The sequence below is a fragment of the Martinezella tropici genome, assembly GCF_008370325.1.
Lineage (GTDB): Bacteria > Pseudomonadota > Alphaproteobacteria > Rhizobiales > Rhizobiaceae > Rhizobium > Rhizobium tropici_B.
Genome location: NZ_VNIP01000003.1, coordinates 345,902 through 361,392, shown reverse-complemented (window position 1 = coordinate 361,392; position 15,491 = coordinate 345,902). Strand labels below are relative to the sequence as shown.

14 protein-coding genes are annotated in these 15,491 nt (G+C 60.1%); 4 read left to right on the top strand and 10 right to left on the bottom strand.

Features of this window, described 5'->3' with window-relative positions; genetic code table 11:
• Window positions 1–50: 50 nt before the first annotated feature.
• The 3 genes from FP026_RS04550 to FP026_RS04540 are packed head-to-tail and all read left to right on the top strand — an operon-like array spanning window position 51 to window position 2,986.
• Window positions 51–989, top strand: a complete 939-nt coding sequence (locus FP026_RS04550) for a carbohydrate ABC transporter permease (RefSeq protein ID WP_149633430.1) — start codon at window positions 51–53, stop codon at window positions 987–989.
• Window positions 989–1,897, top strand: coding sequence for a carbohydrate ABC transporter permease (locus FP026_RS04545; protein WP_149633429.1), 909 nt, complete (start codon window positions 989–991; stop codon window positions 1,895–1,897). Before FP026_RS04550 ends, FP026_RS04545 begins: the two co-directional genes overlap by 1 nt.
• A 3-nt stretch (window positions 1,898–1,900) precedes the next feature.
• A complete protein-coding gene (locus tag FP026_RS04540; RefSeq protein WP_149633428.1) occupies window positions 1,901–2,986 on the top strand; it encodes an ABC transporter ATP-binding protein in 1,086 nt (361 codons plus the stop codon).
• Window positions 2,987–3,027: 41 nt separating this feature from the next.
• Here FP026_RS04540 and FP026_RS04535 read toward each other — a convergent pair whose 3' ends face one another.
• From FP026_RS04535 to FP026_RS04525, 3 genes are all read right to left on the bottom strand, one after another.
• The gene (locus tag FP026_RS04535; RefSeq protein ID WP_149633427.1) at window positions 3,028–4,089 is read right to left on the bottom strand and encodes a class I SAM-dependent methyltransferase; all 1,062 of its coding nucleotides are present in this window, start codon (window positions 4,087–4,089) and stop codon (window positions 3,028–3,030) included.
• Window positions 4,090–4,270: 181 nt separating this feature from the next.
• A complete protein-coding gene (locus FP026_RS04530) occupies window positions 4,271–4,822 on the bottom strand; it encodes a glutathione peroxidase (RefSeq protein WP_149633426.1) in 552 nt (183 codons plus the stop codon).
• 274 nt (window positions 4,823–5,096) lie between these two features.
• Window positions 5,097–6,887, bottom strand: coding sequence for an ABC transporter ATP-binding protein (locus FP026_RS04525; protein ID WP_149633668.1), 1,791 nt, complete (start codon window positions 6,885–6,887; stop codon window positions 5,097–5,099).
• Between the two features lie 599 nt (window positions 6,888–7,486).
• Here FP026_RS04525 and FP026_RS04520 point away from each other — a divergent pair.
• Window positions 7,487–8,230: an SDR family NAD(P)-dependent oxidoreductase gene (locus FP026_RS04520; protein WP_149633425.1), complete on the top strand. Its 744-nt coding sequence runs from the start codon at window positions 7,487–7,489 to the stop codon at window positions 8,228–8,230.
• Window positions 8,231–8,413: 183 nt separating this feature from the next.
• Here the strand turns inward: FP026_RS04520 and FP026_RS04515 are convergent, their stop codons facing one another.
• The 7 genes from FP026_RS04515 to FP026_RS04485 form a co-directional block, all read right to left on the bottom strand.
• Window positions 8,414–8,932 (bottom strand): MarR family winged helix-turn-helix transcriptional regulator, encoded by a 519-nt coding sequence (locus FP026_RS04515; protein WP_246665234.1) that lies wholly within the window; start codon window positions 8,930–8,932, stop codon window positions 8,414–8,416.
• 91 nt (window positions 8,933–9,023) lie between these two features.
• Window positions 9,024–9,821 (bottom strand): ABC transporter ATP-binding protein, encoded by a 798-nt coding sequence (locus FP026_RS04510; RefSeq protein WP_188112507.1) that lies wholly within the window; start codon window positions 9,819–9,821, stop codon window positions 9,024–9,026.
• Complete coding sequence (locus FP026_RS04505; RefSeq protein WP_149633422.1) at window positions 9,821–10,753, bottom strand: ABC transporter permease; 933 nt, start codon at window positions 10,751–10,753, stop codon at window positions 9,821–9,823. The genes FP026_RS04510 and FP026_RS04505 overlap by 1 nt, the downstream gene beginning before the upstream one ends.
• The gene (locus FP026_RS04500; RefSeq protein WP_149633421.1) at window positions 10,750–11,730 is read right to left on the bottom strand and encodes an ABC transporter substrate-binding protein; all 981 of its coding nucleotides are present in this window, start codon (window positions 11,728–11,730) and stop codon (window positions 10,750–10,752) included. Before FP026_RS04500 ends, FP026_RS04505 begins: the two co-directional genes overlap by 4 nt.
• A 39-nt stretch (window positions 11,731–11,769) precedes the next feature.
• On the bottom strand, window positions 11,770–12,990 hold the full coding sequence (locus FP026_RS04495; RefSeq protein ID WP_149633420.1) for an alpha-hydroxy acid oxidase: 1,221 nt from the start codon (window positions 12,988–12,990) through the stop codon (window positions 11,770–11,772).
• Between the two features lie 36 nt (window positions 12,991–13,026).
• On the bottom strand, window positions 13,027–14,454 hold the full coding sequence (locus FP026_RS04490) for an FAD-binding oxidoreductase (protein WP_149633419.1): 1,428 nt from the start codon (window positions 14,452–14,454) through the stop codon (window positions 13,027–13,029).
• Window positions 14,451–15,482 (bottom strand): prephenate dehydratase domain-containing protein, encoded by a 1,032-nt coding sequence (locus FP026_RS04485; RefSeq protein WP_149633418.1) that lies wholly within the window; start codon window positions 15,480–15,482, stop codon window positions 14,451–14,453. The genes FP026_RS04490 and FP026_RS04485 overlap by 4 nt, the downstream gene beginning before the upstream one ends.
• Window positions 15,483–15,491 lie beyond the last annotated feature (9 nt).

Here is a 15,491-nt window from a genome sequence, read left to right as displayed (position 1 = left end):
CAGGCATCCCCTGCCGCCGGCTTCCATGAATGCTGAGGAGGAGCGCGCCCATGAGCACCCCAGACACGAGTGCCGCCGCCGTGCCAGCGGCCGCCACGCCTGCGAGCGTCAGCCGCAGGAAGATGCATTTTTCGCCCTATGTGGCGCTGTTCCCGGCCTTCGTCATTGTGCTTCTGGCCTATGTCGTCACGGTCGTCTGGAACATCTGGATATCGTTCACGGACAGCAAGGTGCTGCCGGTCAACATTTTCGTCGGCTCGAAGCAGTATGAGCGGTTGTTTTCGACGGCGCGCTGGCTGCTGTCGCTGCAGAATGTCGTCGTCTTCGGCATTCTGTTTATTGCCGGCTGCCTGATCCTCGGCTTTCTACTGGCCGTCGCGCTCGATCAGAAGGTCCGTTTCGAAAACACGTTCCGGACGATCTTTCTCTATCCCTTCGCGATGTCCTTCATCGTCACCGGGCTGGTCTGGCAGTGGATCATGAACCCGACGCTCGGCCTGCAGAAGGTTGCCGACAGCATCGGCTTCACCTGGTTCCGTTTCGACTGGATCGTCCAAAGCGATCTCGCCCTTTACGTCATCGTGCTTGCCGGCATCTGGCAATCGTCCGGCCTTGTCATGGCGATCATGCTGGCCGGCCTGCGCGGCGTCGACCGCGAATTGTGGAAGGCGACGCGCATCGACGGCGTACCGAGCTGGCGCGTCTATCTTCACATCGTCATCCCGATCCTCAGGCCGACGATTATCACCGCCAGCGTGCTCTTGGCGATTGCCGTCGTCAGGGTCTACGAACTCGTGCTGGCGACCACAGGTGGCGGTCCGGGGATCTCGACCGAAGTGCCCGGGAAATTCATCATGGATTACCTCTTCGGGCGCGGCAATATCGGCCTTGCGACCGGGGCATCGACCGTGATGTTCATCACGGTGGTCATCCTGGTGACGCCCTGGCTTTATTATGAATATTTCCGTGAAAAGCCGAGGGGGAACTGATGACGACGCCGTCTTCCGTCACTGGTGCCATGCAGGGTCCGACCGGGCGCAAGCCGCAGCATCTGACCCCTGGCCGCATCGGCCTTTATCTCTTTCTCGTCCTCGCGGCACTGTTTTTCCTCCTGCCGCTCTATGTGATGCTCGTCACCTCGTTCAAATCCATGCCGGAGATCCGCCAGGGCAATATCTTCGCCTTACCGCAGATGTGGACAGCGGATGCCTGGGTACAGGCGTGGAGCACGGCCTGCACCGGGCTTGAATGCGGGGGCATCAGCGTCGGCTTCTGGAACTCGGTGAAGATCCTGATCCCAAGCATGATCCTGTCGATCCTGATCTCGTCGCTGACCGGCTACGCGCTCTCCTTCTGGCGGGTCAAGGGCGCAAACGTGCTCTTTGCCATCCTGCTGCTTGGCGCCTTTATCCCCTATCAGGTGTTCATCTATCCGCTGGTCCTGATCTATCGTGATGTCGGCATCTATTCGACGCTGCCCTGCATCATCATCACCCATACGGTCTTCGGCCTGCCGGTCCTGACGCTCTTGTTCCGCAACTATTATTCAAGCCTGCCGATGGAGCTCTTTAAGGCGGCCCGCATCGACGGCGCCGGGCTTTGGCAGATCTTTTTCCGGCTGATGATCCCGATGTCGATCCCGATCCTGGTGGTGGCGGCGATCCTGCAGGTGACCGGCATCTGGAACGACTTCCTCTTCGGCGTCGTTTTCGCCGGCCGGGAAAACTTTCCCATGACCGTGCAGCTCAACAATATCGTCAACTCAACCCAGGGCGAGAAGCTCTACAACGTCAACATGGCGGCGACCATTCTCACCGCCCTGGTGCCGCTGATCGTCTATTTCGGCTCGGGCCGCTGGTTCGTGCGCGGCATCACCGCCGGTGCAGTCAAGGGATAGTTCATGGCCAATGTTTCCATTCGCGAACTTGCAATCGATTTCGGCAGCGTCAGTGTCCTGAAATCGCTCAATCTCGAGATACAATCCGGCGAGTTCATCGTGCTGCTCGGCCCCTCCGGTTGCGGCAAGTCGACCTTGCTCAATGCGATTGCCGGCCTGACCGACATCACCGACGGGCAGGTCTGGATCGGCGACAGGAACGTCACCTGGGAAGAGCCGAAGGATCGTGGCATCGGCATGGTGTTCCAGTCCTACGCGCTCTATCCGACGATGACGGTGGAGGGAAATCTCTCCTTCGGGCTGCGCATCGCCGGCATGCCGAAAAACGAGATTGCCCAGCGTGTCGACCGCGCCGTGCAGATCCTGCAGATCGATCCCTTGCGCAAGCGCCGGCCGGGCGAGTTGTCCGGTGGCCAGCGCCAGCGTGTCGCCATCGGCCGTGCCCTGGTGCGCGATGTCGATGTCTTCCTGTTCGACGAGCCGCTCTCCAATCTCGACGCCAAGCTTCGAACCGAGCTGCGCGTCGAGCTGAAGCGCCTGCACAGCGGCCTAGGCTCCACCATGATCTATGTGACTCACGACCAGATCGAGGCGCTGACGCTTGCCGATCGTATCGCCGTCATGAGCGGCGGGGTCATCCAGCAATTCGCCACGCCGAAGGAAATCTACCGGCGCCCCGTCAATCGCTTCGTCGCAGGCTTCGTCGGCTCGCCCTCGATGAATTTCCTCTCCGGGCAGGTGACGAGCAACGGCGGCGTGCCGTCCTTTGCATTGCCGGACGGCCGCAAGATCGATCTCAACGGCTACGAGTTCTCGGGCGCGCCGGGCGAGGGCCGCAAGGCGACGCTCGGTGTCCGGCCCGAGCAGATGCAGTTCCAGCCCGCGGGTGGCCGGGCTGCCAGTCTGCCGGCAACCTTCACCATCGTCGAGCCCATGGGCTCGGACAATCTGATCTGGGGCCAGGTCGGCAGCGAGACGCTGTCGGTGCGCATCGATGCCGACGAGGATGTTGCGCTCGACCGCGAGCAGCCGGTCTATTTCCAGCCGACGCTCGCGTCGCTGTTCGGCGAAGACGGGCAGCGTCTATAAGCCGCCGTGCCGCGCCTTCGATCAAGCGCGCCGCACGATCTTCATGGCCTGACTTCGAAGACCATGTTGAACGGCGTTTCGGTCGCTTTGCGGAAATGCGAATAGCCCGCATCCATGGCAACCTTGCGCAGTTTCAACTCGCCGGCTTGCGCGCCCAGACCCAACCCGACTTCCTGCGACAGCGAAGCCGGTGTGCAGATCATCGTCGATGCGCCGTAATAGACGCGGCCGACCGGGTTGAGGTTGTCCTTCAGGCAATCATGCGCGAAGGGCTCGACGATCATCCAGGTGCCATCATCAGCGAGGCTTTCCTTGACATGTTTGCCGGCGCCGACCGGATCGCCCATGTCATGCAGGCAATCGAACATCGCCACGAGATCGTAACCGGCAGCCGGGAAATCCTTGGCACTTGCCTGCTCGAACGTGATGCGGCCGTCAACGCCCGCCTCCTTGGCGGCAGCTTGCGCCCGTTCGATCGAGGGCAGATGATAGTCGAAGCCGAAGAAGGTCGAGTTCGGATAGGCCTGTGCCATCAGAATGGTCGAGGCACCGTGGCCGCAGCCGACATCGGCAACGGCGGCGCCTGCCTGAAGCTTTTCATGCACACCGTCCAGCGCTGGTATCCATTCAGCAACGAGATGGCTGTTGTAGCCCGGCCGGAAGAACCGCTCCGTGCCGCGGAACAGGCAGGCGCTGTGCTCATGCCAGCCGAGGCCGCTGCCGGTCTTGAAGGCATTGGCGATCTTCGGCTCATCCAGCCACATGGATTGAACCACGTCGAAGGCGCCGGTGAAGAAGGCGGGGCTGTTTTCCTCCGCAAACACCATGGCTTGTTCCGGCGTCAGGTAGAAGCGCTCGGTCTTGTCGTCGTAGGTGACATAATCGGCCGCCGCCTGCGCCGACAGCCATTCGCGCACATAGCGCTCCTTCACGCCAACCTTGTCGGCAAGCTCCGCCGACGTCATCGGTGTTCCGTCCGCCATGGCCTTGAAAAGACCCAGATGGTCCCCGAGTGTCACCAGCACGCCCGAGACCGCCGCGCCGACATCGCCGACCAGGCGCCCAACCAAGGCATCAAGTTTCTGCATATCAGGTTCGCGCATGACATCCTCCTCCCAGAATTGATGTAGCGTTCCATCCGATATATTCGGAGGCTTCAAAATACTCCTGGGCACAAGGGTAAGCAATGGCGCAACGCGGCAAAGTAATACTTGCCGCGTTGATGGAGATATAGATTATTACTTTGAATTAATTGAGGTTTCTTATCTAAATCGTCGCGGTTTTTCAGCCGGCGCGAGCGAGTTCTTTTTCCAGAACGGAAATAAAACGTGGATCATCCGCAGTTATATCCGGAGCAAAACGGGCGGCAACCTTGCCATCGCGGCCGATGAGGAATTTTTCGAAATTCCAGACAATGCCGCCGTCCTGTCCGGTTTCAAGGCCGTGCTTTGCCAGCCGCTCACGCATCGGTCCGTCTCCGATCGTCTCGACACCGGAGGCGATCAGGCTGGTATACAGCGGGTGGCGTTCCTCGCCGGTGACGGAAATCTTGGAAAACATCGGGAACTGCACATCGTAGGTCAGGGTGCAGAAGCTCAATATTTCGTCGTTGCTGCCCGGCTCCTGGCCCTTGAAATCATTGGCTGGGAAGCCGGCAATGACAAAGCCCTCGTCACGCTTGTCCTCGTAAAGCTTTTCCAATCCTTCGTACTGCACCGTCAGGCCGCATTTGGACGCGACGTTGACGACCATGATGACCTTGCCGCGAAAGTCGGTAAGCGTCGTATCGCTGCCGTCGATCCTTTTTACCGGAATATCGAGCACGCTGTCGGTCATTTCATTCAACTCCAAACATGATTTTGATCTACCCTATACTGCGCTGCGATCCTAAGTACACTACAATATCAATGTGTTGCTTTGACGGATTGTCGCATTTGCCGCTACCATTATCCGCCAATTTCCGATCGCTGTGTTATCCCGGGTGGTATCCTGCACAAGGTCTTGTCATGATCTCAAATTCGCACGGGCTATGAAAGTCCGCAATGGGCCCGAAGGCGGACGAGACTTCTTCCCTATTGAGCAAGTGCAGATAAAGCTGCAGTGCTTCTGCTCATGCCACCAGTCCCTTGGTCAGTTCGAGCGCCTGCCGCTCGAACAGTCGGCGATAGATGCCGTTGTTGAGCCGGATGAGCGCTTGATGGTCGCCTTCTTCGACGATCTTTCCTCTATCGAAAACCAGCAGTCGGTCGAGCGCCCGCACCGTCGACAGCCGGTGCGCGATCACGAGCGTCGTGCGGCCCTCCATCAGGCGCTCCATGGCCTGCTGGATCTGCACTTCGCTCTCACTGTCCAGGCTGGAGGTCGCCTCATCCAGGATCAGCACGGGTGCATCAGCCAGAAATGCCCGAGCGATGGCGACACGCTGACGTTCGCCACCCGACAGCTTGACACCGCGCTCGCCCACCATCGTCTCATAGCCCTTCGGCAAGTCCATGATAAAGCGATGTGCACTGGCCTGTTTCGCTGCATTCTCGATCTCACGCCGGGATGCGTTTGGCCGGCCATAGGCGATGTTTTCGGCCAGAGTGCGATGAAACAGGATAGGCTCCTGCTGCACGATAGCGATCTGGCCGCGCAGGCTCGATTGCTTGACTTGGCCGATATCCTGTCCGTCGATTCGGATCGAGCCGGACTTCACGTCATGGAGGCGCTGGATGAGTTTGACAAAGGTCGTCTTACCCGAGCCCGAATGTCCCACCAATCCGACCCGTTCCCCCGGTTTGATCGTGACCGAGAAATCGTCGTAGAGCGGGGTGGGATGGGCGCCGTACTGGAAGGTGACGCGATCGAACACGATTTCGCCCTCACCGATCGCGATGGTCTTCGCGTTCGGCTTATCCTCGATGCCCAGCGGCGTTTTGTCGAGCAGGACAAGCTCCTCCATGTCGTTGACAGCGCGCTGCAGGTTTCGAATGTCTTGCCCTACCGAGCGCAGATATCCCTGCAGGACGAAAAACATCGCTAGGACAAATGTGATATCGCCGGGCGTCGCCAGCCCCTGCTGCCACATGACAAGCCCGGTCCCAAGAATGCCGGCCTGCATGAAGACCATCATGAAGCCCTGGATCGTGCCGTTCAGTGTCCCGCGCTTCCACGTCCGTCGTGTTCGGTTGTCCCACTTGGCCAGTACATGGCGCAAGCGTTCCTCTTCGCGGATTTCAGCGCCGAAAGCCTTCACCACCGAGTTGCAGCTGATGGCATCAGCCAGCGCACCACCCAGCTTGGTATCCCAGGCATTGGCAAGCTTCGCCGCCGGTGACACCAAGCCCACCGAAAGCATCACAGTCACGCCGATGTAGATCAGCGATCCAGCAGCCACGATCAGACCCATGATCGGCCAGTAACTGCCCAGCACGATGCTTGCGCCCACCAGCATGACGATCGAAGGCAGCAGGGCTACGAGCAGCAAGTCATTGAGAGAGTCGAGCGCCCACATGCCGCGGGTGATCTTGCGTACGGTCGAGCCGGCGAAACTATTGGCATGCCAATCGGTTGAGAACCGCTGGACTTTGTGGAAGCCGTTATTGACCACATCCGCCATGATGCGCAGCGTCAGCCGGATGATCCCGTCGAAGATAAACCAGCGTAAGGTGACACTGGTCAGGCCCAGGGTCGCTACGATAGCGAAGGCACGAATTGCATCACCAGCCGCATCGCCGCTGGCAATCGTGTCGACGATCTGGCCGGAAAATACTGGCACCAAAACTTCGGCCAGCGTGCTAGCGATTACCAGCAGAATGATGATGCCCACCAGAGCGGGACGATGGGTCCACTGACGAAAAACAAAGCCGAGCACGTTGCGATAAGCATCGGCACGGAAGTCGAGCTTCTTGCGAGTCATTTTAACCAGTCCGACTCCGTGTTTGGCAGTCGGCCCCAAAATCGAGAGTTAATAGACACAGTCGGACGGGAGACGAACTAATCCCGGCAGATCGATCGAGCTGTGAAGGAAATTAAAAACCGCATGTCGCACCCGTGGCGGGCCGCGAATAGAAATGACCTAGTGTCGGATCATTCCGGACGGGAGGGTTTCGATGGATGCTGGTGTCATGCAACGCCTCCTTTGATTGATCTGCTGCGGTGGAAATTCTGTACCGAACTATTTCGTTTTTGCCAACTCGATATTTTCTACTTTGCGGAGAATGATGCGCGAATGCCACACCATTTCGGCGCATAAAGAGCCATCCGCCTGGTCGAGCTGATGCGCGCTGGCGCGCCGCCGTAGGGCTGTGGGTTGCGCAGCGGCCCGGCGAGCCGTCCAAGCGGTGGAAATCCCGGCAAGGCAAGCTCGTCGCGAGAGGGCCTGGGGGTCCAGTCACCCGCATACGCCTCAGAAATCCCGCCAACCTTGTTACTCCCACGTATAGGCTGCCGGGACTAAGCTTCTCGATGATCATCAGGAAACCCCTCCTGGTGGCTGGTCAGTTACAGGAGCATGTCTTGAACATCGAAAACAAAACGGTCCTGATCACCGGCGCCAATCGTGGCATCGGCCGGGCTCTCGTGGACGAAGCGCTGCGGCGCGGTGCAAAGCGCGTCTATTCGGGATCGCGTAGCGAGCAACGTCATGATGATGAACGCGTCACCGTCGTCAAACTCGACATAACCGACGAACGCGACCTCCAGGAGGCAGTCACGACGATCGGGAATCTCGATATCCTCATCAACAATGCCGGCATCTTCATGCCTGACGATCTCGGCAACGCAGACATCATCAATCGCCATCTGGCGGTCAATTTCTTCGGGCCACTGAGAGTGACCCAGGCCTTTCTGCCGGCATTGATGCGATCGAAAGGCGCCATCATCAACAACCTCTCGCTATCGGCACTCGTGCCGGTCGCTTCTACACCTGCCTATTCGATCTCGAAGGCGGCGGCGCATAATTTGATGCAGGCCTTCCGAGCGCTCCTGTCGGCGCACGGTGTCGCAGTGCACAGTTGTTTCACCGGGCCTGTTGATACCGACATGACACGCGGTTTCGAGGTGCCGAAGTCGCCGCCCAGCCTGGTGGCAGCCGGAATATTCAACGGCTTCGAAAGAGGAGAGGAGGATATCTTTCCGGATCCCTATTCCGAACGCATTGCAGATGGCTGGCGCACCGGCGTCATCAAGGCTCTCGAACGGGAGTTTGCCGCGTACGTTCCGCCGATAGCTGAGGCGGCTCTGGACTGTTGTCACCACTGACGCTCTGTTTGCGCCGAACGGCATTGCCGCGCCGTTCGGCGCAAGCGGCTGCCTTTAATTCATAAACGCGAAGGCGAACACTCCAGATGTTCGAGCACCGCCGCCTCAGGCCGCTATCGGCCCCGAAGCGTCGCACCTTCAAACTTAGCGCTTCCAGGTTGGTGTGCTGATCCGAACAGGAGATCAGGTTCCAGATTTGACGTCGGTCACGACAGCCTGCCAGCCGCGAGCAACCGCTCCGGCGCAAGCATCTTCGATGCGATCAAGCATGGCATGCAGCGTCTCGTGCTCACCCTCGGACAGACTTTCGAGAATACGTGCTTCCATGGCCTGGCCGATGGACACAATCTCTTCGAGCACCTTGTAGCCATCGGCTGTCAGTTCGACCGCCGAAAACCGCCGGTCACCGGCACCGGCATTGCGCCGGGCAAAACCCAGAGAGACCAGTTGCGCTATACCGCGGCTGACGGCGAATTGGTCCAGCGCACCGGCGTGACAGATTTCCTTGCTCGAAAGCCCGGGTCGGCCCCCAGCGATGGCGAGAATGCGCCACGACGCCTGGGACAGGCCGTAGCGCGGCCCGTAGTAGGACGCGAGCAACTCGGCGGTGCTGCTTGCGACCAGAAACATTCGATAGGGTATCCAGCGATCCAGCCGAAATGCCGGCTTGACCGCCGTTCCATCCTCGCGTTCCTCCGCCACCCTATTATCAGGTTGATCGTTTTTTAATTGCATATTGCAGATATATTCCAGTGAAGTTGCGAAAACAAGCTGCGGACGATCGCGGCGGCAATCAAGCGAGCAATAGCCTGTCTTCGGCAATCTCGCCGCCACTCGCCGCTCCGAACAGGGCGATTAGGCCGGGCATATCATAGCCGGCCCGCTCTTCGCCTGCCACATCAAGTACGATGCGTCCACCGCTCATCATGATGGTGCGCTCGCCATAGTCGAGAGCATGGCGCATGCTGTGCGTGACCATCAGCGTGGTGAGATGCTGACGTTCGCTGATCTCCGCCGAAAGTGCCAGGATGCGCGACGCTGCCTTGGGATCGAGCGCTGCCGTATGTTCGTCGAGAAGAAGTAGCTTCATCGGCAGCAATGTCGCCATCAACAGGCTTACCGCCTGTCGCTGGCCGCCGGAAAGCGTGCCGATCCCCGCCCTAAGCTTCCTTTCAAGTCCAAGACCAAGACTGGCAAGCTGTTCTTCGAACCGCGCGCGCCCATTCCGTCCGCCAAGCGCAAGGGACAGTCCGCGCCGTCCGGCGCGCGCGGAAGCGAGCGCGAGATTTTCCTCGACGGTAAGAGCCTCACAGGTTCCGATACGGGGGTCCTGGAATACGCGGCCGATGAATCGCGCCCGTGCCTGCGTAGACAACCGCGTAACGTCGACGCCGTCGATAACGATCCGGCCCCGATCGGGCGAAGTTGCACCGGCAATGGTCGAAAGCAGTGTGGACTTTCCGGCACCATTGCTGCCGATGACGGTTACGAACTGCCCTTGTGGGATCGCCAGGGACAGGTTGCGCAGGGCGGCCACTTCGAGAGCTGTCCCCGGGTTGAACGTGACCGATATCGTATCGAGATTCAGCATCATGAGGCCGCTCCTTCTGCTTTCGATGACTCAGGCAGCCGGGTACGCCTGATGGAGGGTAGCTTCTTCAGCCGTGTTTTCGAAATCATCACGGCGACGGCGACCACCAATGCGGTTACCAGATTGAGATCCTGTGCCTGGATTCCGATCACGCCACCGTCGAGCGCCAGCGCAATGACCAGCCGGTAGATCAATGCACCGAGGATACAGCCGAGCGTAGCTCGTGCGACCGATCCTGCGCCGACGACTGTTTCGCCGATAATGACGGCGGCAAGACCGGTGACGATCGTGCCGATACCCATCGAGACATCGGCAACGCCTTGGCTTTCGGCATAAAGCGCCCCGGCAAGGCCGACGAGGCCGTTGGCGAGGGCCATGCCGAGCGTGACCATGCGGCCATTATCGACGGCCTGTGCCTCGGCCATCCTCGGGCTGGCGCCGGTTGCACGCAAGGCCAGCCCCATTTGCGTGGCAAGGAACCAGTCTACGAACACCTTTGCGGCTAACACGATGCAGAAAAGCAATATCGTATTGGCCCAGACCCCGAGCGCCGCGATCCCGTCGATCCAGGAAAATATGGTGTCGGTCCCATAAAGCGAAATATTCGGCTTACCCATGACGCGCAGATTGATGGAGAACAATGCGACCATGGTCAGGATCCCTGCGAGCAGGTTCATGATCTTCAGCCGGACCGACAGGAATGCCGTGACGAAGCCCGCAGAAGCGCCCGCGGCAAATCCGAGGAGTGTTGCGACAATGGGCGGCACGCCGGCCACGATCGTCGACGCCGCGACCGAGGCGCCGAGCGGGAAACTGCCGTCGACAGTTAGATCCGGAAAATCGAGCACTCGGAACGAGAGATAGACGCCAAGGGCAACGAGGGCAAACAGCAGGCCTGCTTCGCAGGCACCGGAAAGGGCAATCAGGCTCATTGGTCGATCACCTTCGCTGCGCTCTGCGTCATCGCTTCAGAGAGAGTGACGCCCATCTTCTTGGCCGAGGCGAGATTGAGGTAAAGATCCTCGCTGTCCAGCGTTCCGACCGGGATGTCGCCCGGCTTTGCGCCGTTCAGAACCTTGGCGGCAATCTCGCCCGTCAGCCGTCCCAGCTTGTAATAATTGAATCCCAGTGCAGCCATTGCACCCCGTTCGACCGAATTGGTGTCGCTGGCGTAGACCGGGATCTTCGCGTCGACGCCGACCTTGACCACGCTTTCGACGGCGGAAACCACCGTGCTGTCGGTTGGCAGGAGGATCACATCGGCCTTGCCGACGAGGCTGCGGGCGGCGTCCGGCACCGCGGCTGACTGTGCCGCCGTCGCCTCGACGATACTCATGCCAATCTTGGCCGCCTCGGTCTTCATCTCAGCCACTTGTGCGACGGAATTGGCTTCGCCAGCATTATAGAGGACGCCGACCTTCGTTGCCGTTGGTGTCATTTTATGGATCAGTTCGAAGGTCAGGTTCAGAGGTTGTCTGTCGCTGGTTCCGGTCAGCGTGCCGTCCGGCTGAGCGAAGCTTTTGACCAATTTCGCGGCAACGGGATCCGTCACGGCCGAGAACACGATCGGGATCGCTCCTTTGGCCGCGGCCTGGCAGGCCTGGGCGGACGGTGTGGAGATGGCGACGATCACGTCGGGCGATTTGCCGGCAAATGTCCTGGCGATCTGCGTCTGCGTTGGCATGCTCCCTTGAGCGCTTGCGACGTCGAGCGTTATGGTTTTGCCATCGACGAAACCGGCATCGGCCAGTGCATCGACGATTCCCTTGCGGGCCGCGTCGATGGCCGGATGCTCGACGATATAGGTCAGTGCCACCGTCTTGTTCGCCGCGGTTGTGACCGTGGCGGAAAGAGACAGGAGTAGGGCCGAGAGGGCCAGTGCGTGTACTAAAGCGGTTCTGCGTTTCACCGGAGCAATCTCCTCGTAAGGGTTTTGGTAATGACGGGGTCAGGCGGCAAATGGTGACTGCGGGCGCGAAGACATGGGTTCGCGGGCGGAAACTTGCTCGGGCCGCAACAGCGTTGGAGGAAGGCGAAGCTTGGAAGGTCGAAGATCGGCAATGGTGGGCGCACCCATCATTGCCTGAGCGACGTCGAGTTCGGCAGCGATGATGGCAAGGGCTCTAAACACGGCATCCTCGCCGCCACTCGCCAAGGCGTAGAGTGTCGCCCGGCCGACCTGCACGGCCGTTGCTCCAAGCGCCAGCGCCTTGGCAACATCGGTGCCGCTGCGAAAGCCGCTGTCGACCAGGATTGCGAGCTTGCCCCCGACAGCGCTGACAAATTCCGGCAGGATGTCGATACTCGCGACGGCTCCATCGAGTTGCCGCCCGCCGTGATTGCTGACCACGATACCGTCAAGCCCAAACTCGGCTGCCCGGTTCCCCTGCCTCGGATTGAGCAATCCCTTGAGGATCAGTGGTCCCTTCCAGCGATCCCGTATGAAGGCGATGTCGTCCCAAGACACGGTCGGATCGAGCTGCTGCTCCATCACCTCGGCAATCGTTCCTGCAGATTTGAGATCGAACTCGGCTTCCATGACTTCCAGACGCGGAGCGCCGGCCTTGGCCATTCGCAAGGCCCATCCGGGATGAGCCGCAAGGCTCAGGAGCTTTCTGGGTGTCCAGCGGAACGGCAGCGAAAAGCCATTGCGGGCGTCACGTAACCGTCTGCCGGGAATGGCGTTGTCGACGGTTATCTCGATTGCTTCGAAGCCCAACGCCTCAGCGTGCTTCAATAGTCTGAGGCTTACCTCGCGGTCACGGAACAGGTAGAGCTGAAACCACTTTCTGCCTTCGCCGGCGGCGGCTACCGCCTCCATGGTCGCGCTGGCTGCCGAACTCATGACAAAGGGGATTCCCGCTCGTCCGGCGGCCCGGGCCAACGCCTGGTCGCCTGCGGGCCATGCCGCACCTGCAAGCCCGGTAGGTCCGATGATGATCGGCATTGAGACCGGCTTGCCGAAAAGCGAGATCGCCGCCGAGCGATGACCGACATCGACCGGTGCGGAGCCGACGAGACGGATCCGGTCCAGTGCCGCGCGGTTTTCGAGCAGCGTCAGTTCCGAGCCGGCCCCGCCGTCGAAGAAGTCAAAGACCATTTTCGGCAATGTGCGCCGCGCGGCAATTCTGAAATCGGCGATCGATGCTGGGCCATGCTGGTTGGACATAATTGTTCTATTTCCTCCCTGGTTTATGGATCTTGCTCAATTGAAAGGCGGCGCTTCGGCGAGATTGAAAATCTTGCCTGGATTCATGATGTTGTGAGGATCGATGGCGCGCTTGATCGCTGCCATGACCCGAATGGCAGGACCATGCTCCGCGACAAGCGCTGCTATTTTGCCGTGGCCTATCCCATGCTCGCCGGTCGACGTCCCTTGCAGGGCGATGGCGCGTGCGGCGAGACGTTTGGTTAGCGCCTCGACGCGCTGACGCTCGTCGGCGTCGGTGGGATCAAAGAGTACGCAAAGATGGAAATTGCCGTCACCTACATGACCACAGATGGGGGCGAGGAGACCAAGATCTCGCACGTCGGCCTTGGCGGCAAGAATTGCCTCGACGAGCCGCGATACCGGCACGCAGCTATCCGTGGGGAGGGCACTTGCGCCCGGGCGCAGCGCGAGGTTGGCCCACCAGATATCATGGCGTGCCTGCCAGAGCCTGCCTCTGTCCTCTGCCGACACGGCCGTATCAAACCGACTGGCGCCGGCGACGCGTGCCTCCTCCTCTATGAACGGCAAGGCGGCCTCGACCGCCGCGCGGCTACCATGCAGTTCGATAAAAAGCGTTGGTTCGACCGGCAAGGAGAGTTTTGAATAGCGATTGACGGCCTCGACCTGCAGTTCATCGAGCAGTTCGATGCGTGCCAATGTGTCGGTGAGCCTGGTCGCAACAAGCACGAAACCGACCGCCTGTTCCAGTGTGGAGAAACTCGCCGAGATCGCAACGACGTGGTCTGGAATTGGATGAAGCTTGACGGTCACGTCGGTCACGATGCCGAGCGTGCCTTCCGACCCGACCCAGAGACGTGTCAGATCGTACCCGGCAGCCGATTTGCGAGCATGGCTTGCGGTGCGGATCCGATCACCATTGGGCAGGACGACACCGAGTGAAATGACGTTGTCTTTCATCGTGCCATACCGCATGGCATTCGTACCTGAGGCCCGCGTCGAGGCCATCCCGCCAAGTGAGGCGTCTGCGCCGGGATCGACGGGAAAGAACAATCCGGTATCGCGCAGTTCGGCGTTGAGGCGCTTGCGGGTCACACCTGCCTCGACCGTCGCCGTCATGTCGTCCGGTCGAATCATCAAAATCCGATCCAACCGTGAGAGATCGATGCATATTCCGCCCATAAGGGCGGCAACATGTCCCTCGCAGGAGGTGCCGGTTCCAAACGGGATCACCGGCACGTCAAAGGCGTAGCAGGTCGCCACGATACGCGATACCTCACCCGCCGTATCAGGGAAAACGACCGCGTCCGGCGGATGAGAAGGATGCCAGCTTACGTCATGGCCATGCTGATCACGCACGGCCGCCGCCGTTGTCAGCCGATCGCCAAAATGCAGCTTCAATTTCATGATTGCCGCATCGACAAGATCGCCATGGCGTCCGTAGTGGTTCACCGCGGTCGTCATTGCTCGACCTCCTGCTGGCCATGGGACCATCGAAAGGCGGCCGGAGGCTTGGTTCCCCAAGAACAGAGACTTTCCTCACTGCGGTTTCGCAGATGGCGGCTCGCCATCGGAAACGTACCGAGCACGACCAGCTCGCGAGCATGGCGGGCGAGAATATCGAGCGCATCAGCCACGTCTGGTGTGGCTGGATCGCCCTCGAACTCACACAGGAAGCGGGACGGCACGAATTGCCCGCCGACAAGGTAGCTTTCGATCTTGGTCATGTTGATGCCGTTTTCGGCAAATCCGGCAATGGCGTGGTAGAGGCAGCCCGGCCGGTTCTGGGTGCGGAAGACGATTGTCGTCAGAAGCTGTGTCTTTTGCTCGACCGCTTGAGGTTCGGCAGACAGCACATAGAACCGCGTCGTGTTATGCGGATCGTCTTCGACATTGCGTTTGAGGATATTCAATCCGTAAAGGTCGGCTGCGAGATCCGAAGCAATCGCGGCCTCGCTCGGATCCTCGCAAGAAGCCACCAGCTCGGCGGCGTGCGATGTCGTCGGAGCGGCGATTGCCTCGAGATCGAGTGCGGCGATAAGCCGGCTGACCTGACCAAGCGCCACGGGATGCGAACGCACGCGTCTGATGCTCGCAAGCGATGCGCCTGCCGGCGCCATGAGGCAATGTTCGACGCGTTGAAAATGCTCGCCGACGATATGCAAACCACTGTCGGGCACGATCCTGTGCACATCCGGCACGCGCCCAACCAAGCTGTTTTCGCATGGCAGGAGGATCCGGTCGACTTCACCGCGGGCGGTGCTGGCAATCGTGGTCTCCAAGCTCGGCAGGGCGATGCGATCTGCGGATGGGAACGCCATCCTGCAGGCAACATCTGCAAATGCACCGGGCCGACCATTATAGCCGACTTTATGGACTGCGGTGTCCGAACCGGGTTTCTTGGCGCCCGGAGCCAATGGACCTGTATCCGGATCGAAAGGGGTCGCGGAGGGAGGGGCCGTGGATCCACGGTTTGCGGCGGTCGATGTCATAGGCGATCT

Coding starts and splice junctions, on each gene's coding strand:
- FP026_RS04550 (WP_149633430.1), top strand. CDS start 51: ATGAGCACCCCAGACACGAGTGCCGCCGCCGTGCCAGCGGCCGCCACG.
- FP026_RS04545 (WP_149633429.1), top strand. CDS start 989: ATGACGACGCCGTCTTCCGTCACTGGTGCCATGCAGGGTCCGACCGGG.
- FP026_RS04540 (WP_149633428.1), top strand. CDS start 1,901: ATGGCCAATGTTTCCATTCGCGAACTTGCAATCGATTTCGGCAGCGTC.
- FP026_RS04535 (WP_149633427.1), bottom strand. CDS start 4,089: ATGCGCGAACCTGATATGCAGAAACTTGATGCCTTGGTTGGGCGCCTG.
- FP026_RS04530 (WP_149633426.1), bottom strand. CDS start 4,822: ATGACCGACAGCGTGCTCGATATTCCGGTAAAAAGGATCGACGGCAGC.
- FP026_RS04525 (WP_149633668.1), bottom strand. CDS start 6,887: ATGACTCGCAAGAAGCTCGACTTCCGTGCCGATGCTTATCGCAACGTG.
- FP026_RS04510 (WP_188112507.1), bottom strand. CDS start 9,821: ATGCTGAATCTCGATACGATATCGGTCACGTTCAACCCGGGGACAGCT.
- FP026_RS04505 (WP_149633422.1), bottom strand. CDS start 10,753: ATGAGCCTGATTGCCCTTTCCGGTGCCTGCGAAGCAGGCCTGCTGTTT.
- FP026_RS04495 (WP_149633420.1), bottom strand. CDS start 12,990: ATGTCCAACCAGCATGGCCCAGCATCGATCGCCGATTTCAGAATTGCC.
- FP026_RS04490 (WP_149633419.1), bottom strand. CDS start 14,454: ATGACGACCGCGGTGAACCACTACGGACGCCATGGCGATCTTGTCGAT.
- FP026_RS04485 (WP_149633418.1), bottom strand. CDS start 15,482: ATGACATCGACCGCCGCAAACCGTGGATCCACGGCCCCTCCCTCCGCG.